Annotated in this window: 21 protein-coding genes; 7 read left to right on the top strand and 14 right to left on the bottom strand. The window is 72.7% G+C overall.

Annotated elements, in window-relative coordinates:
* Nucleotide 1 precedes the first annotated feature (1 nt).
* Entirely contained in the window at nt 2–2089 is a 2088-nt protein-coding gene (locus tag ACTMTF_RS28820; protein WP_441113483.1) for a RecQ family ATP-dependent DNA helicase, read from the top strand.
* 98 nt (nt 2090–2187) lie between these two features.
* Here ACTMTF_RS28820 and ACTMTF_RS28815 read toward each other — a convergent pair whose 3' ends face one another.
* Nucleotides 2188–3084 carry a carbohydrate kinase family protein gene (locus ACTMTF_RS28815; protein WP_397003364.1) on the bottom strand — a complete coding sequence of 299 codons (897 nt, stop codon included), beginning with the start codon at nt 3082–3084 and terminating at the stop codon, nt 2188–2190.
* A 169-nt stretch (nt 3085–3253) separates the two neighbouring features.
* On the opposite strand from ACTMTF_RS28815, the gene ACTMTF_RS28810 reads away from it, so the two are divergent.
* From ACTMTF_RS28810 to ACTMTF_RS28795, 4 genes are all read left to right on the top strand, one after another.
* Nucleotides 3254–6043: a bifunctional acetate--CoA ligase family protein/GNAT family N-acetyltransferase gene (locus ACTMTF_RS28810; RefSeq protein ID WP_441113482.1), complete on the top strand. Its 2790-nt coding sequence runs from the start codon at nt 3254–3256 to the stop codon at nt 6041–6043.
* Between the two features lie 410 nt (nt 6044–6453).
* Nucleotides 6454–7038: a DUF5998 family protein gene (locus tag ACTMTF_RS28805; RefSeq protein WP_441113481.1), complete on the top strand. Its 585-nt coding sequence runs from the start codon at nt 6454–6456 to the stop codon at nt 7036–7038.
* 112 nt (nt 7039–7150) lie between these two features.
* Nucleotides 7151–8266, top strand: a complete 1116-nt coding sequence (locus tag ACTMTF_RS28800; RefSeq protein ID WP_441113480.1) for an alkaline phosphatase family protein — start codon at nt 7151–7153, stop codon at nt 8264–8266.
* Complete coding sequence (locus ACTMTF_RS28795; protein WP_441113479.1) at nt 8263–9075, top strand: sulfurtransferase; 813 nt, start codon at nt 8263–8265, stop codon at nt 9073–9075. Before ACTMTF_RS28800 ends, ACTMTF_RS28795 begins: the two co-directional genes overlap by 4 nt.
* On the opposite strand, the gene ACTMTF_RS28790 is transcribed toward ACTMTF_RS28795, so the two are convergent.
* The 4 genes from ACTMTF_RS28790 to ACTMTF_RS28775 all read right to left on the bottom strand — a co-directional run bounded on the left by ACTMTF_RS28790 (nt 9015) and on the right by ACTMTF_RS28775 (nt 13808).
* Nucleotides 9015–11681, bottom strand: coding sequence for a CHAT domain-containing protein (locus tag ACTMTF_RS28790; RefSeq protein WP_441113478.1), 2667 nt, complete (start codon nt 11679–11681; stop codon nt 9015–9017). The two genes, ACTMTF_RS28795 and ACTMTF_RS28790, sit on opposite strands and share 61 nt — an antisense overlap.
* A gap of 62 nt (nt 11682–11743) precedes the next feature.
* Nucleotides 11744–12190 carry a hypothetical protein gene (locus ACTMTF_RS28785; protein WP_441113477.1) on the bottom strand — a complete coding sequence of 149 codons (447 nt, stop codon included), beginning with the start codon at nt 12188–12190 and terminating at the stop codon, nt 11744–11746.
* Complete coding sequence (locus ACTMTF_RS28780) at nt 12187–12720, bottom strand: RNA polymerase sigma factor (protein ID WP_397003350.1); 534 nt, start codon at nt 12718–12720, stop codon at nt 12187–12189. The genes ACTMTF_RS28785 and ACTMTF_RS28780 overlap by 4 nt, the downstream gene beginning before the upstream one ends.
* A gap of 74 nt (nt 12721–12794) precedes the next feature.
* On the bottom strand, nt 12795–13808 hold the full coding sequence (locus tag ACTMTF_RS28775; RefSeq protein ID WP_441113476.1) for a S8 family peptidase: 1014 nt from the start codon (nt 13806–13808) through the stop codon (nt 12795–12797).
* 175 nt (nt 13809–13983) lie between these two features.
* On the opposite strand from ACTMTF_RS28775, the gene ACTMTF_RS28770 reads away from it, so the two are divergent.
* On the top strand, nt 13984–14478 hold the full coding sequence (locus ACTMTF_RS28770) for a DUF3145 domain-containing protein (protein WP_397003346.1): 495 nt from the start codon (nt 13984–13986) through the stop codon (nt 14476–14478).
* A gap of 176 nt (nt 14479–14654) precedes the next feature.
* Here the strand turns inward: ACTMTF_RS28770 and ACTMTF_RS28765 are convergent, their stop codons facing one another.
* From ACTMTF_RS28765 to ACTMTF_RS28725, 9 genes are all read right to left on the bottom strand, one after another.
* Nucleotides 14655–16079, bottom strand: a complete 1425-nt coding sequence (locus ACTMTF_RS28765) for an acyl-CoA carboxylase subunit beta (protein WP_441113475.1) — start codon at nt 16077–16079, stop codon at nt 14655–14657.
* Nucleotides 16079–17311, bottom strand: a complete 1233-nt coding sequence (gene fabF / locus ACTMTF_RS28760; protein ID WP_441113474.1) for a beta-ketoacyl-ACP synthase II — start codon at nt 17309–17311, stop codon at nt 16079–16081. The genes ACTMTF_RS28765 and fabF overlap by 1 nt, the downstream gene beginning before the upstream one ends.
* Before the next feature lie 41 nt (nt 17312–17352).
* The gene (locus ACTMTF_RS28755; RefSeq protein WP_049565669.1) at nt 17353–17592 is read right to left on the bottom strand and encodes an acyl carrier protein; all 240 of its coding nucleotides are present in this window, start codon (nt 17590–17592) and stop codon (nt 17353–17355) included.
* Nucleotides 17593–17681: 89 nt separating this feature from the next.
* The gene (locus tag ACTMTF_RS28750) at nt 17682–18638 is read right to left on the bottom strand and encodes a beta-ketoacyl-ACP synthase III (RefSeq protein ID WP_441113473.1); all 957 of its coding nucleotides are present in this window, start codon (nt 18636–18638) and stop codon (nt 17682–17684) included.
* Entirely contained in the window at nt 18635–19531 is an 897-nt protein-coding gene (locus ACTMTF_RS28745; RefSeq protein ID WP_441113472.1) for an ACP S-malonyltransferase, read from the bottom strand. Before ACTMTF_RS28745 ends, ACTMTF_RS28750 begins: the two co-directional genes overlap by 4 nt.
* A 103-nt stretch (nt 19532–19634) precedes the next feature.
* The gene (locus tag ACTMTF_RS28740) at nt 19635–20759 is read right to left on the bottom strand and encodes a PucR family transcriptional regulator (protein WP_397003867.1); all 1125 of its coding nucleotides are present in this window, start codon (nt 20757–20759) and stop codon (nt 19635–19637) included.
* A gap of 71 nt (nt 20760–20830) precedes the next feature.
* Nucleotides 20831–21265, bottom strand: a complete 435-nt coding sequence (locus tag ACTMTF_RS28735) for a DUF350 domain-containing protein (RefSeq protein WP_397003336.1) — start codon at nt 21263–21265, stop codon at nt 20831–20833.
* Nucleotides 21262–22410 (bottom strand): glutathionylspermidine synthase family protein, encoded by a 1149-nt coding sequence (locus tag ACTMTF_RS28730; protein WP_441113471.1) that lies wholly within the window; start codon nt 22408–22410, stop codon nt 21262–21264. Before ACTMTF_RS28730 ends, ACTMTF_RS28735 begins: the two co-directional genes overlap by 4 nt.
* A gap of 3 nt (nt 22411–22413) precedes the next feature.
* Complete coding sequence (locus ACTMTF_RS28725) at nt 22414–22764, bottom strand: hypothetical protein (protein WP_397003332.1); 351 nt, start codon at nt 22762–22764, stop codon at nt 22414–22416.
* Nucleotides 22765–22918: 154 nt separating this feature from the next.
* On the opposite strand from ACTMTF_RS28725, the gene ACTMTF_RS28720 reads away from it, so the two are divergent.
* Complete coding sequence (locus tag ACTMTF_RS28720) at nt 22919–23938, top strand: PHP domain-containing protein (RefSeq protein WP_441113470.1); 1020 nt, start codon at nt 22919–22921, stop codon at nt 23936–23938.
* The last annotated feature ends 43 nt before the right edge of the window (nt 23939–23981 follow it).

The following is a 23981-nucleotide window of genomic DNA, read 5'->3' as shown; positions in this document are numbered from 1 at the left end:
CATGATTGAAGCCCCGGACGCGGCGATGCTGCGCGAACAGGCCGAGGCCCGGCTGCGGGCGCTGGCCGGCGACCACGCCAAGCTCCGCGAGGACCAGTGGAAGGCCATCGAGGCCCTCGTCGTCGAGCGGAGCCGGGTGCTCGTCGTGCAGCGCACCGGCTGGGGCAAGTCGGCCGTCTACTTCGTGGCCACCGCCCTGCTGCGCGAGCTCGACGAGGGGCCCACCGTCATCATCTCGCCCCTGCTCGCCCTCATGCGCAACCAGATCGCCGCCGCCGAGCGCGCCGGCATCAAGGCCGTCACCATCAACTCCGCCAACCCCGAGGCCTGGGAGGACGTCTACGCCCAGGTGGCCGAGGGTGAGATCGACGTGCTGCTGGTCAGCCCCGAGCGGCTCAACAACCCCGACTTCCGCGACAACGTGCTGCCCGAGCTGGCCGAGAGCGCCGGCCTGGTCGTCGTCGACGAGGCCCACTGCATCTCCGACTGGGGCCACGACTTCCGGCCCGACTACCGCAGGCTCGCCACCCTGTTCGAGGAGCTGCCGCCCGGCATCCCGGTGCTGGCCACCACCGCCACGGCCAATGCCCGCGTCACCCGCGACGTGGCCGAGCAGATGGGCGAGGACACCCTGGTCCTGCGCGGCGCGCTGGAGCGTGAGAGCCTCCACCTGAGTGTCGTACGGCTTCCGACGGCGGAGCAGCGGCTGGCCTGGCTGGCGCAGACGCTGCGCGAGCTGCCCGGCTCCGGCATCGTCTACACCCTGACCGTGGCCGCCGCCCACGAGATCGCCGGCTACCTGCGCGAGCAGGGCCACGAGGTGGCCGCCTACTCCGGGCAGACCGATCCGGCCGAACGGCTGGAGGCCGAGGAGGCCCTGCTCAACAACAAGATCAAGGCGCTGGTCGCCACCAGCGCCCTGGGCATGGGCTTCGACAAGCCCGACCTCGGGTTCGTCGTCCACGTCGGCGCCCCGCAGTCGCCCGTCGCCTACTACCAGCAGGTCGGCCGTGCCGGTCGCGGCGTGGAGCGGGCCGAGGTCATCCTGCTGCCGGGCACCGAGGACCGCGAGATCTGGGCCTACTTCACCTCGCTGGCCTTCCCGCCCGAGCCGGTCGTCAGGGCCGTGCTGCAGACGCTGGAGGAGCGGGGCCTGATGTCCACCCCGGCGCTGGAGACGGCCGTCGACCTGAGCCGCAACCGCCTGGAGATGATGCTCAAGGTCCTCGACGTGGACGGCGCGGTGCGCAGGGTCAAGGGCGGCTGGGAGGCGACCGGCCGGCCGTGGGACTACGACGCCGAGCGCTACTCCCGCATCGCCGGCGAGCGCAAGGCCGAGCAGGACGCCATGCTCGGCTATCTGACGACCACCGAGTGCCGCGAGGAGTACCTTCGCAAGCGGCTCGACGACGAGGCCGCCAAGCCGTGCGGGCGCTGCGACAACTGCACCGGCCTGCACCGCTCGCCGCAGATCGCGGCCCCGGCCGTGGAGAGCGCCCGCGAGCGGCTGAGCAGGCCGGGCGTCGACATCGACGCCCGCAGGCAGTGGCCGACCGGGCTGTCCGACCTGTCCGGCCGGATCAAGCCCGACCTCGGCGCCGAGCAGGGCAGGGCGCTGGGCCGGCTGACCGACATCGGCTGGGGCAACCGGCTGCGAGAGCTGTTCAACGCCCCCGACGGGCCGATGCCCGACGACATGTTCAAGGCCGTGGTGCAGGTGCTGTCCGCCTGGGACTGGCGGGAGCGGCCGGTGGGCGTCGTCAGCGTGCCCTCCTCGACGCGGCCCCAGCTCGTCCGCGGTTTCGCCGAACGACTGTCCCAGGTCGGCCGGCTCACCTACCTGGGGGAGCTCGGCTACCGCGCGGGGCCGCCCGGCCGGCAGTTCAACAGCGCCAAGCGCGTCCAGGCCGTCAGGGGGACGCTGGCCATGCCCAAGGACGTGGGCGCCGCCGTGGCCGCGTGCGGCGGGCCGGTGCTGCTCATCGACGATCGGATCGACACTGGCTGGACCATGACGCTCGCCGCCGCCCTGATCCGCCACGCGGGCGCCCCCGCGGTCCTGCCGCTGGCTCTGGCCACCACGTCCTGATCAACGATGTACGTGCGCGTGAACGGGACGGCCCGGCCACGCGGCGGGGCCGTCCGGAAGCCGGGCGTCAGAGGCGTCGTCGTCCGGAAGGGCGGGCGCTAGAGGCGCGGACGCGCTCCCAGGTGCACGATCGCCTTGGACGCCAGGCTGCAGCCGGCGCCCAGGGCCTCCGCCGGAGGCTTGCCCGCCAGCCACGGCGGCAGGAAGCCGGCGCAGAACGCGTCGCCCGCGCCCGTGCCGTCAACGATCCGGTCCACCGGCTCGGCCGGCACCCGGACCGGCTCCGGCCGGCCGTTGCCGAACCACAGCGCGCCCTCGGCGTTCATCTTGATCACGACCTGCGGGAACCACGCCGTCAGCACCTTGGCGGCGGCCTCGGGGTCGTCCCGGCCGGTCAGCACCTTGGCCTGGTCGATGTTGGCGAACAGCAGCTTGGCGCCGCTGGTCCACTCAAGGAACGGCTCGGCCCCCGTACGCTCAAGAGGCGCCGAGGAGGCGCAGTCGACGGAGATCGACATCCCGGAGTGGTGGGCCATGTCGAGCGCGGCGAGGCCGGCGTCGCGGGAGCCCTCGTTGATCAGCGTGTAGCCGGAAAGGTGCAGGTGGCCGCCGCCGCCGTTGAACAGGTCGCGCGGCAGATCCTCCGGCAGGAGCGCGGCGTTGGCGCCGGGATCGGACAGCATGGTGCGCTCACCCTTGTGCGTGACGAGCACCACGCAGGTGCCGGTCGGCCGCTCAGGATCCATGACGAGCCTGGCGTCCACGCCATAGCCCATCAGCTCCATGTCGCGGTTACGCCCGGTGATGTCGGCGCCTCTGCGGCCGATGAAGGCCACCTCGGCGCCTTCGACCGCGAGCCACGAGGCAATGTTGGCCCCGGAGCCGCCACCATGCATGGTCACGATCGCCGGGGTGTCGCTCGCACGGGCAAGCGCATAACGGGCGCGAGCGACCGCGTCGGTCATGAGATCGCCCACCACGACGACCCGCGTCATGATGCCACCACCTTGCTGCCTTCGGATCGAGCCTGGCCACGGCAAAACTAACAGCTTCCGGGCTGCTCGTGGGGCGGACCCAGGACACCAGGCCTGAGTCGATGCACAAGCGTTGCCCAAAACGCCCCGGAATTCTTGGCATGTGGGATGCGGGTTTACGCTCGTGACTGTGGAGGCACAATATCCGGCCCACTGGGAAGCCGACGTCGTCCTGGCCGACGGGGGCACCGCCCACGTGCGTCCGATCCGGCCCGCCGACGCCGACCGCTTGCGCGCCTTCTACTCCCGCCTGTCCGACGAATCAATCTATTTCCGGTTCTTCGGGCCGCGCCCGCGACTGTCGGACAAGGAAGTCGCGTGGTTCACCAACGTCGACTACCTCAACCGGGTCGCCCTCATCGCCACCATCGGCACCGAGATGGTCGCGGTCATCCGCTACGACCGGACCGCGCCGGGCGAGGGCGAGGTGGCCTTCCTCGTGGAGGACGCCCACCAGGGCAGGGGAGTGGCCTCGGTGCTCCTCGAACATCTGGCCGCCACCGCCCGCGAGCGGGGCATCGAGCGGTTCGTCGCCGACGTGCTGCCCGCCAACATGAAGATGATGGGCGTGCTGCGCCAGGCCGGTTACACGGCCGAGACCCGGTTCGCCGACGGTGTCGTACGCATGACACTCGACCTGACCCCCACCGAGACCGCCGCCGAGGTGACCACCGCGCGCGAGCACCGGGCCGAGGCCCGCTCGATCGCCAGGCTCCTCACCCCAGGCTCGGTCGCCGTCATCGGCGCCTCCCGCGACCCGGGCGGCGTCGGCCACACCGCGCTGCGCAACCTGCTCGCCGCCGACTTCACCGGCCCCGTCTACCCGGTGCACCGCGAGGTGCGCGCCATGGCCGGCGTGCGCGCCTACCCGAGTGTGACCGCCATCGACGACGAGGTGGACCTGGCCGTCGTCGCCGTGCCCGCCGAAGGCGTGCTCGACGTGGTCAAGGAGTGCGCCGAGAAGGGCGTGCACGGCCTGATCGTGCTCTCCTCCGGGTTCGGCGAGACGGGCCAGGAGGGCCGGGGCAGGCAGGACGAGCTGGCCCGCATCGCCCGCTCCTACGGCCTGCGCGTGGTGGGCCCCAACTGTCTCGGCATCGCCAACACCGACCCCGCCGTCAAGCTCAACGCCACCCTCGCCGCCACCGTGCCGGGCCGGGGCCGGGTGGGCTTCTTCAGCCAGTCGGGCGCCCTCGGCACCGCGCTGCTCCAGCGGGTCAAGGAGCGCGGGATGGGCATCTCGTCGTTCGTCTCCGCGGGCAACCGGGCCGACGTGTCGGGCAACGACCTGCTGCAGTACTGGGAGGAGGACGCCTCGACCGAGGTGATCCTGCTCTACCTCGAATCGCTCGGCAACCCGCGCAAGTTCACCCGGCTGGCCAGGCGCATCTCGCGGACCAAGCCGATCGTGGTGGTCAAGAGCGGCGGCACCCCGGTCGGTCACTCCGCCGAGGAGCTCGGCCTGCCCGACTCGGCGATCAGCTCCCTGTTCGAGCAGGCCGGGCTGATCCGGGTCGACGACCTCATCCAGCTCTTCGACGTCGGCCAGCTCCTGGCCTACCAGCCGCTGCCCGCCGGACCGCGCGTCGCCCTGATCACCAACTCCGACGCGCTCGGCCTGCTCGCCGCCGACGGGTGTGTCGCGGCGGGGCTGGAGCCCCGCGCGCCGATCAACCTCGGCCCGGCGGCCGGGGCCGAGGAGTTCTGTACGGCACTCGCGGGCGAGCTGGCCGCACCCGAGGTCGACGCGGCGGTCGTCATCTACATGCCGCCCATTCCCGGCGACGCCGCAGCCGTGGCCGCCCGGCTCCTGGAGGTTTCGCACGGCTCGGCCAAGCCCGTGCTCGCGACCTTCCAGGGGCACCTCGGCATGCACCCCTACCTGCAGACCGGCGGCCCGGTCCCGGCACGCGGCTCCATCCCCTCCTACGCCGCGCCCGAGGAGGCGGTCAGGGCACTGGCGCTGGCGGTCCGCTACGCCACCTGGCGAGCCCGGCCCGCCCTCCCGCCGCCGGACCTCGACGACATCGACACGGACCGCGCCCGCGCCCTCGCCAACGAAGCGCTGACCCCCGCTCAGCCGTCGACTGCCGCCACCGGCCTCGACGGCGGACAGGCTCCGTCGCAGGCCGATGCTGTCCCGGACAGTGCTCCGGCTCCGGCTCCACCCCTGGTTCCGGGCTCGCTGGGTGTGAGCGTCGCCGAGCATGCCGGGGCCTACTCCAAGGCGCCCGTCTTCGCCGAGGCGGGGCCGCCGGTGCGGGTCGACGCCGCCGAATTGCTCGCCTGCTACGGCGTCACCGTGTGGCCCGCCGAGGTGGTGCGCTCGCCCGACGAGGCGGTCGCCGCCGCCGGACGGCTCGGCTGGCCGGCGGTGCTCAAGGTGGCCGGCCCCGACGCCTCGCGCCGCGCCGGCACCGTCAGGCTCGGGCTGCCGAACGCCGAGAGCGTACGGCACGCGTACGCCGAGTTCGCCCAGCAGTTCGGCGAGGACGTGGAGCTGGCAGTCCAGCGGATGGCCCCGCAGCCCGCCGTGCCGACCGTGGTGAGCGTCATCGAGGATCCCGCGTTCGGGCCGGTCGTGTCCTTCGGGCTGGGCGAGGTGACCGCGCGCCTCCTGCTCGACCAGGGCTTCCGCCTGGCTCCCCTCACCCGCGAGGACGCCGCCGCCCTGGTGCGGTCCGTACGCGCCGCGCCGCTGCTGTTCGGTGAGTACGGCTACCCGCCGGTCGCGGTCGATGCCCTCGAAGACCTCCTGACCAGGGTGAGCCGCCTGGGCCACGACCTGCCCGAGCTGTGCCGACTCGACCTGGACCAGGTCCTGGTGGGGGAGTCCGGGGTGATAGTCCTCGACGCGCGGGCGACCCTGCGCACCCCACCCGGCCCCCGTCTCGACGGCGGCCCCCGCAGGCTGGGTTAGCCCGGCTCCCGCTTCGACGGTCGCCTTCGCAGGCTGGGTCAGCCCGGCTCCCGCTTCGACGGTCGCCTTCGCAGGCGAAGTCGGACCCGCACCCCGCCTTGACGGCGGCTCACGGATCGGGACGCGCCGGAGGCGGTACAGTGTGCCGCGTGCTGACCGGCTGGACCAGCACCACCCGGACCGCCATGGCGGTGGCCACCGCGTCGTGGGGCGGCCTGGCCGCCCTCACCGGGCCTCGGACGGCGATCGCCGTCGTCGGGGTCCGGCTCCTGGACGCCCCCGCCCTCCTGCCGTGGCGCGTCCCTGGATGGGCGGACAGCCACGACGTCAGGTTTTCGTCAGGTAAAAGACGTTATAGAGCGTTATATCCGGCGGGTGGTTGCACTGTGTCGCCCTGGCAAACTGGGTCCATGAGGGAAACCCGAGTCTCAGCCGCGGGCCTGCGTGAAGCCATCGAGCGCAGCGGCTACTATCCCGACCTCGTCTCCGATGCGGTCGAATCCGCGCTGGGCAAGGAGGCCGTGACCGCGTTCGTGGTCCACCACGAGGCCACCTTCGATCCCGCCATGGAGGTGCGCAGGCACGTCACCGTCCTGGTTCTGTCCACCTCGAGGCTCCTGGTCTGCCACACCGACGAGCACCCGGCCGTGGAGGGCGTGTCCACCGCGCACGCCTCCACCACGTCGGAGGCGGTCCGGCTCAGCCGGATCCAGTCGGTGGCGGTCACCCGCGTGGTTCCCGACCCCGCCTCCTACGTCCCCGGCGTCCCCCCGACGGAGGTGACGCTCACGATCGGCTGGGGCGCCATCTCCCACGTGGATCTGGAGCCGGCGACCTGCGGCGACGAGAACTGCGAGGCCGACCACGGCTACACCGGCGCCATCACGGCCGACGACCTCTCGCTGCGCGTCAGCGAGGCGGCCGACGGCCCGGAGGCGGTCGCCCACGTCCTGTCGTTCGCCAAGGCCCTGTCCGAAGCCACCGCCGTGCACTGAGGTCCCGTCCCACCGATCGGAGGACCGCCTGCCCGGCCGGGCGGAGGGAACGTACGACCTGGGCGGGTTCGCGCTCATGGCCGGGGCGGGGGCGGGCGGATAGGATCGGGCCATGGAGATCGGACCGCTGGTGCCCGCGTACGGCGGGGCGGCGCTGCCCGATCTCGCCCGCTCCCTGCTCGCGGCGCTGGGCCTGGACGAGCCCAATCCGCTGGCCATCGCGCCCGCCGCGCGCACCTGCCTGTTCATCGTGGACGGGCTCGGCGCGGAGCTGCTGCGCGCGCACGCCGACACCGCGCCGTTCCTGGCCGCCATCGCCGGCCGGACGCTGACGGCCGGCTTCCCCGCGACGACCGTCACGAGCCTGTGCTCGCTCGGCACCGGCCTGTCGCCGGGGGAGCACGGGATGATGGGCCTGATGCTCGCCGTGCCCGGCGCCGGGCGGCTGTTCAACTGCCTGCGCTGGACCGGGATGGCGATGGACCCGCTGGAGTGGCAGCCGAGCGCGACGGTCTACGAGCGGGCCGCGGCGGCGGGGATCGAGCCCGTCTACGTCGCGCCCGCCGCCTACGAGGGCACCGGGCTGACCGAGGCCGTCTATCGCGGGGTCCGTTATGTGGGGGCCGAGACGGTGGACGAGCGGGTGGCGCGGACACTCGCCGAGCTGGCGCGCCCGCGAGCCCACGTCACCGTCTACTACGGCGACCTCGACGCCACCGGTCACATGACGGGCTGGGGCAGCCCGGAGTGGCTGACGCAGCTCGCGATCGTCGACGCCATGGCCGAGCGGCTGGCCGAGGGCCTGCCGCCGGGCACCGCGCTGTTCGTGACGGCCGACCATGGGATGGTCAACGCGCTCGACAAGCTCGACGCCGAGGCGACGCCCGAGCTGACGCTCGGGGTCGCCATGCTGGGCGGTGAGGCCAGGGCCAGGCATGTCTACGCTCAGCCGGGCGCCGCCGTGGAGGTGTTCGACGCCTGGGGCGAGATGCTGCGCGGCCGCGCCTGGGTGGTCTCCCGTGAGGAGGCGGTCGAGTCCGGCTGGTTCGGGCCCCGGGTGCGCGCCGACTGGCTGGGCCGCATCGGCGACGTCATCGCGGTCCCCTACACCGATCTGGCCATCGTCGCCCCGGCCGCGCATCCGATCGAGGCCCTGTTCACCGGCTACCACGGCTCGATGACCGTGGCCGAGCAGCACGTGCCACTTCTGGAGGTATCCACCCGATGAGCCCGCTGATCATCCCGGACGACCTGGCCGCGCTCGACGGCGCGAGCGTGCTCGACGTGCGCTGGCGGCTCGGCGGGCCGCCCGGCGTCGGCATGTACCGGGAGGGGCACCTGCCCGGCGCCGTCTTCTGCGACCTCGATGCCGACCTGACGGCGGCGCCCGGAGCGGCCGGCCGCCATCCCCTGCCCGACGCGGCCGCGTTCGAGCAGGCGATGCGACGGCTGGGCGTGTCCGGCGGGCGGCCGGTGGTGGTCTACGACGACTCGGGCGCGACGGCCGCCGCGCGCGCCTGGTGGCTGCTGCGCTACTACGGGCATCAGGACGTACGGGTCCTCGACGGCGGTCTGGGAGCCTGGATCGCCGCCGGCCTGCCGGTCACCAAGGAGGAGCCCGAGGTCGCACCCGGTGACTTCACCGCCGTCCCGGGCGGGATGCCGATGCTCGACGCGGACGGGGCGGCGGCACTGGCCGCGTCCGGCGTGCTGCTCGACGCCCGCGCCGAGGAGCGCTACCGCGGCGAGGTGGAGCCGATCGACCCGGTGGCCGGCCACATCCCGGGCGCGGTCAACGCGCCCACCACCGCCAACGTCGGCAGCGACGGCAGGTTCCTGGCCCCGGAGACGCTGCGGGCCCGCTTCACCGAGCTCGGAGTGGGCGAGGGCGTCCCGGCCGGCGCCTACTGCGGATCCGGCGTGACGGCCGCCCATGAGGTGCTCGCCCTGGAGGTGGCGGGCCGGCCGGCCGCCCTCTACGTGGGCTCGTGGTCCAACTGGGTCGCCGACCCCTCCAGGCCGGTCGCCACCGGCTGATCGCCCGCGCCGAAACAGACGAACCCCAGCACCCCGGTCTTGGCCGAGGCGTCCGCCAGCGCCGTGGCCGGGGGGTGGCCCGCCGCGAGCAGCTCGTGGAAGCGGGTCATCAGCGCCAGCGCGTCCTCGTCGCGCACCGGCACCAGCCCGGCGACCACGCACGCCGCGCCCCGCGCCAGAAACGTGCCGGCCAGCCCGAGCGGCGCGCCGTCGGTGGGCGTGCGGGCCATCCCGGAATCGCACGACGACAGTACGACGAGCCGGGCCGCCTGTGACATGCCCAGCAGGTCGTAGGCCATGAGCGGGCCGTCGTCCAGCGTGATGCTCGACAGCAGCGGGCTGCGCGCGTGGAACACCCCATGGGCGGCCAGGTGCAGCACGTCGGCGGACTCCAGCGCGGCCAGCACCGGGCCGGTCCGCGCCGGCACCTCACGCGCGTGAGGATGGCAGGCGAGCACCCGCTCGACCTCCTCGCGGGCGTGCGCCAGCCCCGGCCCGACCGCCGCGATCACCGTGGTCGGCGCTGTGACGGGCGCACGGCGGGTGGCGCCGAGCCAGGCGGCGGCGCTCACGGCCACGCTCACCGGACGCTCGCGCAGGGTGGGCAGCGTGGCCCAGGGCAGCGTGTGCAGCACCCCGGTGGGCACCAGCACCAGCGGCCGGTCCCCGATCTCGGCGTCGATCGGCCGCAGCAGCAGGCGCTCCAACTCGGCGGCGGGCTCGGCCGTATGACGCACACTGATCGGCCGCACGTCGTCCTCGGCGGCGGGATGCCCGGCGGCTTCGCTGCCGGTGGGATGCTCGGCGGTCTCGCCGGTCGGTCGTTCGGTGAGGAAGCCGTCTCGGAGGTTGGATCGGCGGAGTGAATAGCGCAGGCGGATGAGGGCCTCGGTCACCGGCAGCAGGGCGCCGAGCCGCCGCAGCGTCACCCGCTCCCCGGTGACCACGACCGCGACCAGCGACTCCCCGTCGGGGACGAACTCCACCAGCGCCGCCCGGCCCAGCGCGGCCCGCACCTGGTCGAGGACCGCGGGGGAGCAGGCGTGCGCGGGAGCGGCCACCGCCCGCCAGCGTTCGGCCCACTCGAACACCTCCTCGGCGCCCCCGTCACGCACCGCGAGCCGCAGCCCGAACGCCGCCAGCCGCTCACCCGCCCTGACGGCGTGCGCGCGCAGCGACGGATCGTCGAAGGCGTCGGCCCGGTCACCCACCTCGGCCAGCCCCTCGCGAACCGCCCGGAACGCCGCATGGACGTCCTCCTGCAGCGCCGCCTCCAGCGCGAGCGCGTGCTGGCGTACGGGAGCCGGCACCTGCGAGGCCTGGGCCAGGCGGCTGGTGTCCGAGTCGGAGACCAGGGGCGTCAGCCGGGTCCCCGCGGGCGTCCAGCGCTCGCACCGCCTGGCGTGCGCCGTGAGCCGGGCGAGCTGGGCCGACGCGGCCGGATGGTCGTCGACGGCCAGCGCGGTCTCGGCCGCCACCAGCCGCAGCGCGGCCGCCTCCGCCAGGTGGGCGGTGTCCTTCTCCAACTCGGTCGCGCACATGACCAGCTCGGCCAGCAGGGCGGGCGTCGGCGGCTCCAGGGTCAGCCTGGCCCGCAGCACGACCTCACGGGCCAGGGGCAGCCATGACCGCCGATCCTGCGCCGACAGCTCCCGCATGGCACGCTCGGCCACCGCCATCGCCTCGTGCGGGTCACCGGTCAGCAGCTCCACCTGGGCCAGCTTCAGTCGCGCCTCCGCCAGCGCCACGTGCGCACCGGTCTTCTCCAGATCGGGCACGGCCAGGCTCAGCAGGGCCCGGGCCTCGCCGGGCAGGTGGGCGGCCAGCAGCGCGGCGGCGAAATCGGCGCGCATCGTGGCCAGCCGCTCAGGAAAGCCGAACAGGGTGTCCTCGGCCGCGCGGTAGTGGGTGAAGGCGCCGCCGACGTCGCCGCGCCGTACCGCGAGAAAGGGCAGGTTGGCGGCGGCCAGGCGGGTCAGGTGGCGGAGCCCGGCGTGCCGGGCGATCTCCTGGCAGGTGCTGATGTCGCGCATGGCGTCGTCCCAGTCGCCCCGGTAGGCGTGCACCAGGCCCCGGTTGAGCAGGCCGCCGGCCAGGAACCGGCGGTCGTCGACGGTGCCGGGGGCGGCGGCCAGGGCCTGCAGCGCCCGGTCGCAGGAGGCGATGGCCTCCTGGTAGCGGCCCAGGTGGGCCAGGGCGACGGCCCGCTGCGTGTCGAGCTTGGCCCGGTCGAGCGGCGACAGGTAGGCCCAGGCCAGGGCGGCGACCCGGAGCGCCTGCAGGGGATGGCCGCGCTCGGTCCGTACCGTCACCAGCGAGAGTCTGGCCTGGGCGCGCCGCTCGGCGGGCGCGCCCACGGTGTGGACGGCCTGCCGGAGATACTCCTCCGCGCCGGGGAGATCGCCGAGCTCACGCGCCGCCAGCGCCATGGCCCGCAGCGCGACGGCCTCCGCCTCGGCGGATCCGGCCGCCACGGCCGCCTTGAGGATGGTGCGGCCGGCGTCGAGGGCCTGACCGGGATCCACCACCGACCGCAGCACGGCCATCTCCGCGGCCCGCACGAGCAGGGCGGTGTCCGGGGAACGGCCGGGCGGTTGATGTCTCACCGGTGTCGCCATGTGTGCCTCGGTTGCTGGTGCGGCGGGCAGGCGCGGCCCGGCCGGGTCTCTCACGGGCGGACGCGCACCCACCTGGTCTGGACGGGCTCCTGGCCGGGGCGGTGGCAGACCACGCTGAGCCAGCCCGGTGGCAGGCCGGTGGCCGCGAACTGACCGCTGTCGGCCAGGCTCCTGGTGAGCGTCAGATGAGGGGTGCGGACCTCGACGTGGCTGCCCTCGCAGGGAGCCGGGAACACCTGGCCGACCACGTCGATGAGCCCGTCGCCCACGGTCACCTCCAGGTCGAAGGTGAGCCCGGCGGCGACGAACCGGACCGACTGCGGGGCGTCCGTCCCGCGCACGCCGCGAGCCGTGGCGCCCTCGGCGGGCATGGCGGTCACCGCCCGGGGCACCCGCAGCTCGAAGACGTCACGCGCCGCGGCGGACACATGGCCCGGGATCGGATCGTTGCCGGAGGCGAGCCTGAGGGCCGCCAGAAAGTACTCGTCGTTGATCATTGCACCGTCTCCTGTAGTGAGATCAGGGTGCGCAGTTTTTCCAGGCACCGGGCCCTGGTCGGGCCGACGCTACCGACGGGGACACCCAGCCGCGTCGCCATCTGGCGGCTGCCGAGGTCGGTCGCGACGAGGTGGAGCAGGGTGCGGCACGGCTCCTGCAGAGCGGAGACCGTCTGCCAGAGCAGGCGGTTGCCGTCGGCCTCCAGCACGGCGGACGCCGGGTCGGGGGCGTCGGCCGGCTCGAAACCGAGGCCGAGCGGCGTCTTGCGCAGCAGCAGGAGCGCTTCGCGCCGGGCGGTCGTCGCGAGCCAGGCGCCGACCAGCGCCGGCTCCCTGATGCTGTGGAGATGCTCCAGCAGGCGCAGCCAGGCGCCCTGGACCGCGTCCGCCGCGTCGGCCTCGCCCAGCCCGCACGCGCGGGTGACCGCCCACATGCGCGGGCCGAACCTGGACTCGAGCTCGTCCCAGGCCCGCTGGTCGCCGTCGGCCGCGGCTGAGAGCAGCTCCGCTGGATCGCGTGGGTCCTGCATCACGGCCTCCTTTCCGACCCGGACGGAGAGGCGAATCTGCCTCCCCGTGATCGTCCGAGGACTGAGCGTAAACTCTACAGAATCGAGGGGACGAGAACTCCCAGATCGGGAATTTGCCGGGTTTCCCGGGGGTCGAGCACCCGCAGCGCCGCCTCTTTGACCGGCAGGTCCCGGGCGGCGTCGGCGATGGCCCCGGCGACGATGGCCGTGGCGAACGACGTGCCGCTCCAGGAGGCGTAGCCGGCGAACTCGCCCCGCTCCAGGAAGCTGCTCGACAGCCATTCGCCGCGCGCGCAGGCGTCCACCCACGAGCCGTGGGCCGAGAACGGCGCGCGGCGCTCCAGCGTGTGGTCCACGGCGCCCACTGCGATCGTGCCGGCCAGCGCGGCGGGGTAGAAGGGCCGCTCCGAGGCGGTGTTGCCGGCGCACGCGACGGCCACCGTGTCCTGCAGTTCGGCGAGCGCGTCGGCCAGCAGGGGCGGCGGCCTGTCGTCGAAGGTGTGGCCGCCGAAGGACAGGTTGAGCACCTGTGGCGGCCGGTCGCGCATCCGGTGCAGCGCCCGGACCACGGTGGCCTCGTCGCCCACCCCGTCGCCGTTGAGCACCCGGCTCACCTGCAGCCACGCGCCGGGTGCCCCGCGCGTCAGCAGGCCCGCCAGGAACGTGCCGTGCCCGGCCTGCGAGCCCTCGGTCGCGTCGGCGTCCTCGGCGCCCATCCGGGCGTACCAGTCGCTGTCGGCCCACCATCGATGCGCGGCCACGCCGGTGTCGACCAGCCCCACCACCACCTGGGACCTGGCCCTGCCCGGCCGATAGGTGACCGGCGGGCAGGGGAAGGGCCTGGTGGCCGGGCCGCCGAAGAACAGGGGCTGGCCGACGAGGACGTGATTGGGCGAGGCCCGGAAACCGTGCTCGCGCAGATCCCTGGTGAGCTCGCACGGGTCCACCCCGGACGTCAGGTGGATGACGCAGACCCCGTCGGCCTCCGAGACCGCCTGGGTCCAGCGTGCGGCGGCCGACAGCGCGCTGCGATCCGTCAGGATCTGGCCTGGGCGGATGAGCGCCGCGCCGACTGGTTCGATGTCCATGAGCGGGTATCTTTCCCAGCTTGCCCAGCTGTCACATGCCACACGCGCACCAACTTGGTATGGCCCCCCTCTGGTGTCCGATTACAACCGACGGTAGTCTCTCCCTAGTCACTTGTGATCATCCCAGGACGAGGCCGTTGGGGAAGGCGCACCTCGTACCGAATCGGGAGGTCCGGTGTCTGCTCGTGGCGTGCTGTACGTCCACTCGGCTCAGCCCGCGCTGTGCCCTCATATCGAATGGGCGGTCGCGGGCGTCCTAGGCGTGCCCGTGGACCTGACCTGGACCCCGCAACCCGCGGCACCCAACGTGGTGCGGGCGCAGGCGGAGTGGGAAGGTCGCGCGGGCATCGCGGCGGCCATCGCCTCCTCCCTGATGGGGTGGCAGCGCATCAGGTTCGAGATCACCGAGGACGCCTCGCCGGGTGTCGACGGCTCCCGGCATGCCTACACGCCGACGCTCGGCGCCTTCAGCGCGGTCATCGGCGCCGCCGGCGACATCCTGATCCCCGAGGACCGGCTGCGCGCCGTGATGCTGACGGCTGCCCAGGGGCGCTCCGTGCTGGAGGACGAGCTGGACAAACTGCTCGGCAAGCAGTGGGACGAGGAGCTGGAGCCGTTCCGCTACGCGGGCGACGGCGCTCCCGTGCGCTGGCTGCACGCCGCCGTCTGAGGTGCGCCCCTCGACCGCGACCACCCGAGCCCGCCCATGCGACGACCCGAGCAGCCCCATCCGAAGACCCATCCGAAGACCCATGGAAGACCCGTACGGAGACCCATCCGAAGATCCGAGGCCATGCGAAAGGGCCCCGCACCTCTTACCGGTGCGGGGCCCTTAGTGTCACTGGATCACAGCGGGATGTTCCCGTGCGCGCCCCTGGCAGGAGTGGCCTGGGCGAGGACCTTGGCGATCGCGCCGCGGGACTCCTCCGGCTTGATGACCTCGTCGATCACGCCCAGCTCCTGCGCGCGGGTGAGCCCGCCCGCGAGCTTCTCGTGCTCCCGGGCGAGCCGCTGTTCCAGCTCGGCCCGCTCCTCCTCCGGAGCGGCGGCCAGCTCCCTGCGCTTGAGCACGCGCACCGCGGCGACCGCGCCCATGACCGCGATCTCGGCGGTCGGCCAGGCGAACACCTTGGTGGCGCCCAGGGCGCGGGAGTTCATGGCGACGTAGGCGCCGCCGTAGGCCTTACGGGTGACCAGCGTGACGCGCGGCACCGACGCCTCGGCGAACGCGTGCAGCAGCTTGGCACCCCGCCGGACTACGCCGTCGTGCTCCTGGCCGACGCCGGGCAGATAACCCGGCACGTCCACGAGGACAACCAAAGGGACTCCGAAAGCGTCACACATACGGACGAAGCGAGCGGCTTTCTCGGCGGACGTGGCGTCGAGGCAGCCGCCGAGCCGCATCGGGTTGTTGGCGATCACGCCGACCGTCCGGCCACCGAGGCGGCCCAGCGACGTGACGATGTTGGGCGCCCATTTGGGGTGCAGCTCGATGCCCGGCTCGTCCAGCAGGCCGTTGACGAGCGGCTTGACGTCGTAGGCACGCCGCGCCGACTCCGGCAGCAGCGTGGAGAAGTCCACCTCGTCCACGGCCGAGGCGCGCACCCGGCCCTGGTGGCCCAGCAGCACCGCGAGCCGGCGGGCCCGCAGCAGCGCGTCGGCCTCCGTCTCGGCGACGATGTGCACGACGCCGCTGCGCTTGCTGTGCGGCTCGGGGCCGCCCAGCGCGGCGCTGGTGACGTCCTCGCCCGTGACGCTGCGTACGACGTCGGGGCCGGTGACGAAGATGCGGCCGGAGTCGGCGAGGATCACCAGGTCGGTCAGCGCCGGGCCGTAGGCGGCGCCACCGGCGGCGGCGCCGACGACCACGGAGATCTGCGGCACCACCCCCGACGCCTTGGTCATGGCGGCGAAGACCCGGCCGACGGCGTGCAGCGACTCGACGCCTTCGGCGAGTCGCGCACCGCCGGAGTGCCAGATCCCGAGGATCGGCACCCGTTCGCGGACGGCCACGTCGTAGGCGTGCACGATGTGCTCGCAGCCCTCGCTGCCCATCGCGCCGCCCTGGAAACGGGCGTCACTGCAGAACGCGACGACGGGGACACCCTCGACGCGGCCCATCGCGGCGAGCACGCCGCTCTTGTCCTCAGAGGTGATCAGCCGCAGCGAGCCCTCGTCGAGCAGCGCGGCCAGGCGTACGGCCGGGTCCCGGGGATCGGCAGGCTCCGGATCGGAGCCCTCCTTCGGTGCTCGGTCGTCGAGCACGGTCATTAGGCCCCCTGGAACACGACGGTCACGTTGTGGCCGCCGAAGCCGAAGGAGTTGTTGACGGCGGCGATGTCACCTTCGGGCAGCGCCCGGTTCGCGCCGTGCACCAGATCCACCTCGATGCCGTCGTCGACGTTGCCGAGGTTGATGGTGGCGGGGACGATGCGGTCCTGGAGCGACTTGACGGTGAAGACGGACTCGATGCCGCCCGCGCCGCCCAGGAGGTGGCCGGTCATGGACTTGGTCGAGGTCACCAGCGGGTGGGTGCCGATGGCCTTGGCCACGGCCTGCACCTCGATGACGTCGCCGGCGGGGGTGGAGGTGGCGTGCGCGTTGACGTGCTTGACGTCCCGGCCGGTGAGCCCGGCGTCGGTGAGCGCGTGCGTCATCGCCATGCTGATGCCCCGGCCCTCGGGCTCGGGGTTGGTGATGTGGAAGCCGTCGGACGAGTAGCCGACACCGCAGGCGTAGGCGTAGATCCGCGCGCCGCGGGCCTTGGCGTACTCCTCGGACTCCAGCACCAGGATGCCGGCGCCCTCGCCGAGCACGAACCCGTCACGGTCGCGGTCCCACGGCCGCGAAGCGCCCTGCGGGTCGTCGTTGCGGGTGGACATGGCACGGGCGGCGGCGAAGGCCGCCACGTTGAGGCCGTGGATGGCGGCCTCGGTGCCGCCGGCGACGACCACGTCGGCCCGGCCGGCCCTGATCATGTCCATCGCGTAGCCGATGGCCTCGGCTCCGGAGGCGCAGGCGGACACCGTGGCGTGCACCCCCGCCTGGGCGCCCCTGTCGAGGCCGATCCAGGCGGCGGGGCCGTTGGGCATGAGCATCGGCACCGTGAAGGGCGACAGCCGGTTCCAGCCGCGCTCCTTGTAGGTGTCGTAGGCGGACAGGGTGGTGTTGATGCCGCCGATGCCGCTGGACACGACGACGCCCAGCCGCTCCGGCGCCACCTCGGGCGCACCCGCGTCCTGCCACGCCTCACGCGCGGCGACCATGGCGAACTGCTCGCTGCGGTCGAGGCGTCGTGCCTCGGGCCGCGGCAGCACCTCGGCCGGGTCGACCGCGGCCGTCCCCGCGAACGTCACGGGGACGGTGTCGATCCAGTCCTCGGTGAGGGTCCTGACACCCGACTGACCGGCGAGGAGCGCCGACCAGGATGAGTTGACGTCTCCACCGACGGGCGTCGTCGCGCCGAGCCCGGTGACGACGACACGTACCCGGTTTGCACTCACGTTTCGCACTCCTTGTCGAATCAGCAGGCAGAGAGGATCACTTAGTTCTGGATGAAGGTGAGGACGTCCTTGACCGTCTTCAGGTTCTTGAGCTGGTCGTCAGGGATCTCGACGCCGAACTCGTCCTGGGCGGCCACGGCGATCTCGACCATGGACAGGGAGTCGATGTCGAGGTCGTCCACGAAGCTCTTCTCGGGGGTGACCTCGGCGGCGGGGATGCCGGTGATCTCGTTGATGATCTTGCCGAGGCCCTCGAGGATGTCCTGCTCGGTGGCAGCCATGTCGCTAGTTCTCCTTAGTTTTCCTGGGTTCTGCACGGCGTCGCCGTACAAGCTCTGACATGCGTACGGCGCGTGTGCCGTACGCGATCCTATGGAATCTCGATGACCTGTCCCGCATACGTCAGGCCGGCGCCGAAGCCGAGGATGAGCGCGAGCCCGCCCGAGCGGACCTCGCCGCGCTCCAGCATGCGCGAGAGCGCGAGCGGGACCGACGCGGCGGAGGTGTTGCCGGCCGTGACGATGTCGCGGGCGACGACGGCGTTGTCGGCGCCCAGCTTACGGGCGATGGACTCGATGATGCGCAAATTGGCCTGGTGCGGGACGAAGGCGGCAAGCTCGGACGGGTCCACGCCCGCGCGCTCGCACGCCAGCTTGGCGACCGGGTGCAGCGCGGTGGTGGCCCACCGGAACACGGTCTGGCCCTCCTGGCGCAGCGAGTCGTGGCGGTCGGGGATCCTGATGGCTTCGGACTTGTCACCCGAGCTGCCCCAGACGACCGGACCTATGCCTGGCGTGTCCGAGGGGCCGACCACCGCGGCGCCCGCGCCGTCGGCGAAGATCACCGCGGTCGAGCGGTCGGTCCAGTCGAGCCACTGTGAGAGCTTCTCCGCGCCGATGACGAGGACGTTCGTGGCCGAGCCGGCGCGGACCGCGGCGTCGGCGGCGGCGAGCGCGTAGCAGAAGCCGGAGCAGGCCGCGTTGACGTCGAACGCACCCGGCGAGTCGATGCCGAGGCGGTGGGCCACGACGGCCGAGGCGTTGGGGATCTGGCTCTCCAGCGTGCAGGTCGCCACGATCACCAGGTCGATGTCGGCGGCGGACAGGCCGCTGGCGGCCAGCGCCTTGCCGCCCGCCTGGGTGGCCATGTCCTCGAGGGTCTCGCCGTCGGGGGCGACCCGGCGCTCCTTGATGCCGACCCGCGACTGGATCCACTCGTCGTTGGTGTCCATGGTCTTGGCCAGGTCGTCGTTGGTGACGACCTGGGAGGGCTGGTAGTGGCCGAGTGCCAGCACCTTCGCACCGGGCGCGGTGTCGAGAATCCTCACTGGGTCAGCTCCCTGGCGGCGTCGAGATCATCTGGGGTCTTGAGTGCCACGGTCCGCACGCCGCGCAGGCCGCGCTTGGCGAGGCCGGTCAGCGTGCCGCCGGGCAGCAGCTCGATCATCGCGGTGACGCCCAGATCGGCCATGGAGGTCATGCAGGCGTCCCACCTGACGGGACTGCTCACCTGTGCGACCAGGCGGCGCATGAGCTCGGCGCCGTCGGTCACGACCTGGCCGTCGGCGTTGGAGAGCAGCCTGACCCGCGGGTCGGCGGGCTCGACGTGCTGGGCGGCCTCGCGCAGCTGGTCGACCGCCGGGGCCATGTGCACGGTGTGGAAGGCGCCGGCCACGGACAGCGGGATCAGGCGGGCGCGGGCGGGCGCGTCGTCCTTGAACGCGGCCAGCTGCTCCAGCGTGCCGCCGGCGACGATCTGCCCGGCGCCGTTGACGTTGGCGGGCGTCAGCCCGTGCTTGTCGAGGGCGGCGAGCACCTCGGCCTCCACGCCGCCCAGCACCGCCGTCATGCCGGTCGGGGTGACTCCGGCGGCCTTGGCCATGGCCTGGCCGCGCTCGCGCACCAGGGTCAGCGCCTGCTCCGGGGTCAGCACCCCGGCCAGGGCCGCCGTGGCGAACTCGCCGACGCTGTGGCCGGCGAGGAGGTCGGGGGTCACGCCGAGCGCCTCGGCCGACGCCAGCGCGGCGGCCACGAGCAGCGGCTGGGCAATCGCGGTGTCGCGGATCTCGTCGGCCCCGGCGGTCGTGCCGTAGGCGATCAGGTCCAGGCCGGCGACCTCGGACCAGGCGGCCAGCCGGTCGGCGAGACCGGGCAGCTCGAGCCACGGTGTGAGGAAGCCAGGAGTTTGGGCGCCTTGGCCTGGCGCGACGAGTACAAGCACGAACTCAACCCTGCCCTGTAGATGTCCGACACGCTGATGAAGATGTGAACGAACTTTGTCCACGGTGATTTGTAGGAAGCCCACAATAGGGGTTTCGGTAGTCCTACGTTAGGGCGCGCCACGTCTGCGCGCTCTCCGCGAGCCTGCCCAGGATGAGCCCCACCTGGAGGGTGAAGGCGGAGCGGCCCTCCGTCGGCTGGTAGCCGGTCAGCTCGGTGATCTTCTTGAGGCGGTAGCGGACCGTGTTCGGGTGCACGAACAGCAGGCGCGCGGTGGCCTCCAGCGAGGTGCCCTGCTCCAGGTAGGTGGCCAGAGTGTCGAGCAGCGGGGTGCCGGCGAGGGGCAGATAGACGTTCTCGATGAGCTGCTCCCGGGCGTCGCCGTCGCCGTCGAGCGCCCGCTCGGCCAGCAGATCCTCGGCGTGCACCGGGCGGGGGGCGTCCGGCCAGCCGGAGGCGGCCTGCAGCCCGGCCAGCGCGGCCCTGGCCGACCGGGCGGCGGCGTGCAGGTCGGGCACCTCCGGGCCGATGACGATCGGGCCCTCGCCGAAGCGGGCCACGACCTGCTTGGCCGCGTCGTTCACACTGGTGGCGCCGCCCACGATCACGATCAGCCGGTCGGCCTGCACCCCGGCGAGCAGGTCCATGCCGATGCGGCGGCCCCGCTCGCGCAGCCCGTCGATCACCGCGCGCGGGTCGCCGTCAGGGGCGTGGCCGGCGATGACCACCACCGGGGAGGACGTCCAGCCGAGCGCCGCCGCCCAGGAGTGCAGGCCGTCGTCGACCTCGCCGCGCACCAGGGCGTCCACGATCAGCGCCTCCAGCCTGGCGTCCCAGGCCCCCCGCGCCTCGGCCTCGCGGGCGTAGACGTGCGCGGCGGCGAAGGCCACGTCGCGGGTGTAGCGCAGCATGGCCTGCTGGAGCTGGTCGCCGCCGCCGGGCGCCGCCAGCTCGTCGGTCTGCGCCTCCACCACCTGGACGACGACCCTGACGATGTCGACGGTCTGCTGCAGCGAGATGGACCGCTTCAGCTCGCGCGGCGCGGTGCCGAAGAACTCGATGCTGGGCGTGGGCCGGTCCTCGCCCGCGTGCTGGAACCACTCCACGAACGCGGCGATCCCGGCCTGCGCCACCAGGCCCACCCACGAGCGATCCTCGGCGCTGAGCGCTCGAAACCACGGCAACTGGTCGTCCATACGGGACATGGCCGCCGTGCCGAGCGAGCCCATGGCGCGCTCGAGCCTGCGAGTGGTGTCCTCCCGGGTCCGGTCTGTCACACCTTCTAGAGTGCCAGGTCCGGCTAGATGACCGCGACGGCGGTGATCAGGCCGATCGCCACGTGGGTGACCGCGAGCAGGCGGGCGCCGGGCTGCAGCTCGGGCTCCTTGACCAGGTCACGGACCGAGATGCCCACCACCCGGTCGAACAGCAGCATCGCCAGCGTCTGCACCACGATGCCGACCAGGCCGAACACCGCCGTGCCCGCCAGGCCCTCGGCGAGCCGGCCGCCGGACGACCAGATGGAGGCCGCCACGATCAGGCCGATCGCGGCCATCGCGGAGGCCGCCAGCAATGTGGCGTTGGGGTTGCGCTCGTTGCGGATGACCTCGCTCAGCTTTCCTGGCGTGGCGAGGTCGATCACGTAGAAGCCGACGATCAGCAGGATCACGCCGACGGCGGCGTAGGAGGCGATGGCGCCCGCGCCGCGGACGAGGATCTCCAGGAGGGCGTTCATGATTGCTCGATTCGGTGAGGTACGAAGGACGAGGTGTCGTCGGTGATCAACCCGGTGGTCTCCCTGATGCCCAGCCCCGCGGCCTCGTCGGCGATCACCCAGGCGCCGAGCACGGGACGCTGGCCGTCGAAGTCGGGCAGCGCCTCGAAGCCCTGGAAGACGAAGCCCTCCTGGCCGTAGGAGCCGGGCGTCTCCTGGCCGCCCGACGGGGTGACGATCCGCATGGAGGAGCCCTCCCGGCCGAGCAGCGGCTTGGCGATGTAGGAGGTCAGGTCGCGGGGGCCGTCGAGGTAGGCGGGCAGCAGGTTGGGATGGCCGGGGAACAGCTCCCACAGCACGGCCAGCAGCGCCTTGTTGGACAGCAGCGCCTTCCACAGCGGCTCGATCCAGGTGCCGTGGCGCACAGCGTGGCGCCCGAACGGCTCGGCCAGCATCCACTCCCACGGGTAGAGCTTGAAGGCCGAGCGGATCATCCGCTCCTCGACGTCGACGAAGCGGCGGTTGAGGGAGTCCCAGCCGATGTCCTCCATGGCGACCGCGACGGTCTGCAGGCCGGCCTGCTCGGCTGTCTCTTGCAGGTACGCGAGCGTCATCGCCTCCTCGCCCGACTCATCCCGGTTGGTCCAGGCGAAGTGGATCGGCCCCGGCGGCAGCGGCAGCTCCCGCCAGCGGTCGATGAGCCGCTCATGGATGGAGTTCCACTGGTCGTCGCCGGGGTGGGTGTCCTTCAGCCAGAACCACTGCACGACCGACGACTCCAGCAGCGAGGTGGGCGTGTCGGCGTTGTACTCCAGCAGCTTGGCCGGGCCGGTGCCGTCGTAGCGCAGGTCGAAGCGGGCGTACAGATAGGGGTCGCGGCGCTCCCAGGAGCGCGTCACGTCCGCGACGGCCCACTCGGGGATGGCGAAGTCGGCGAAGCGGCCCGTCGAGACGACGTGCTCGGCGGCGCTCAGGCACATGCCGTGCAGCTCCTCGACCTGCTCCTCCAGCGACTCCACCTCCTGCAGGGAGAAGGCGTAGTGGACGGACTCGTCCCAGTAGGGCCTGCTCAGGCCTTCGGGGTGGGCCGCACGGTGGTAGGCGAGCCCCTGGCCTTCGATCGTCTTCTCCCAGTCGTCCCTGGGAGTGCCTCGCTCGCGCCGCACGGGTCAGCTTCCTCCGGTGCGGAAGCTGCCGAAGCCGCCTCGCTGGATCTCGCGGCCGGCGCGGGACTTGATGGCGACGTCGGAGGGGCGGTAGCTGGTGCCCGCCCGCACCCGGGTGCCGACGCGGGTGCCGCCGTAGTACCAGATGTAGGCGCCGCGCGAACCGCCGTAGTAGTGGCTGTTGCCGTCGTCGTCCTCGTCGCAGAGGTCCTCGTCCACCACTTGGTAGGAGCCGTCGTCGAACTGCGTGTTCATGTCGACGCAGTCGGCGGTGACCTCCTCGTCGTTCTGGGTGGCGGCGCAGTAGCCGACCACCATGACCGAGACGACGCCGATGACCGTGAGAGTGATCACGTTGGACGCCTTCGACCGCTTCTTCGGGCGGTGGGGCTGGTGGGGTGGGGGTGGCGTGTGGGCCATCTAGCTCCTGCTCTCTCCGGCCGGACAGACTATCGGTGGTGGCCTCCGGCATCAATCGACGAGCCGAGCCTTTGGTATTCATGAACGTATGGAACCGGTCGAGGCGTTCCAGGAGATCGCCTTTCTCCTGGAACGGGCGGGAGAGCCCACTTATCGCGTGCGCGCCTTCCGCCGCGCCGCCTCGGTCGTCGCCGACCTGCCCCGCGCGGAGCTGGTACGGCTGGCGGACTCGGGTGGCCTGGCCGACCTGCCGGGCATCGGCAAGGTGACCGCGCTGGTGATCACCGAGGCGCTGGCCGGTCAGGTGCCGACCTACCTGCGCAGGATGCGGGCCACCGAGGGGGCCGACCTCGACGACGAGACGGCCGCGCTCCTGGCCGCGCTCAAGGGTGACCTGCACAGCCATTCCGACTGGTCCGACGGCGGCTCGCCGATCGAGGAGATGGCCGGCGCCGCGATGGCGCTCGGCCACGAGTACCTGGCGCTGACCGACCACTCGCCGCGCCTGAAGGTGGCCAACGGTCTCCCGGCGGCTCGCCTGCGCGAGCAGCTCGACCGGGTGGACGAGCTCAACCGGCGGCTGGCGCCGTTCCGCGTGCTGACCGGCGTCGAGGTCGACATCGATCTCGACGGCGGCCTGGACCAGGAGCCGGAGCTGCTGGACCGGCTGGACGTGGTGGTGGCCAGCGTGCACTCCAAGCTGCGGATGCCCGGCCCCGAGATGACCCGCAGGATGGTCATGGCGATCGCCGACCCGCGGGTGGACGTGCTGGGCCACTGCACCGGGCGGGTCGTGCGGGCCGGTGGCGCGCGCGGCGAGCGCCGGCCGGAGTCGGAGTTCGACGCCGAGATCGTCTTCGAGGCGTGCCGGAGGTTCGGCGTGGCGGTCGAGATCAACTCCAGGCCCGACCGGCTCGACCCGCCCAAACGGCTGCTGCGCCAGGCCTACGAGCAGGGCTGCGTCTTCGCCGTCAACTCCGACGCGCACGCGCCGGGCCAGCTCGACTGGCAGCGGCACGGCTGCGAGCGGGCGGCGCGCTGCGGGATCGAGCCGGCGCGGATCGTCAACACCTGGCCGCTGGAGGAGCTGCTGACCTGGACGCGATGACGCTGTATCGCCTGCGCGCACGCGATTGTCGGTGGCCGGGCGT

The sequence above is a fragment of the Nonomuraea sp. ZG12 genome, assembly GCF_052068115.1.
GTDB lineage: Bacteria > Actinomycetota > Actinomycetes > Streptosporangiales > Streptosporangiaceae > Nonomuraea.
This window is presented reverse-complemented; position numbering and strand designations above follow the sequence as displayed.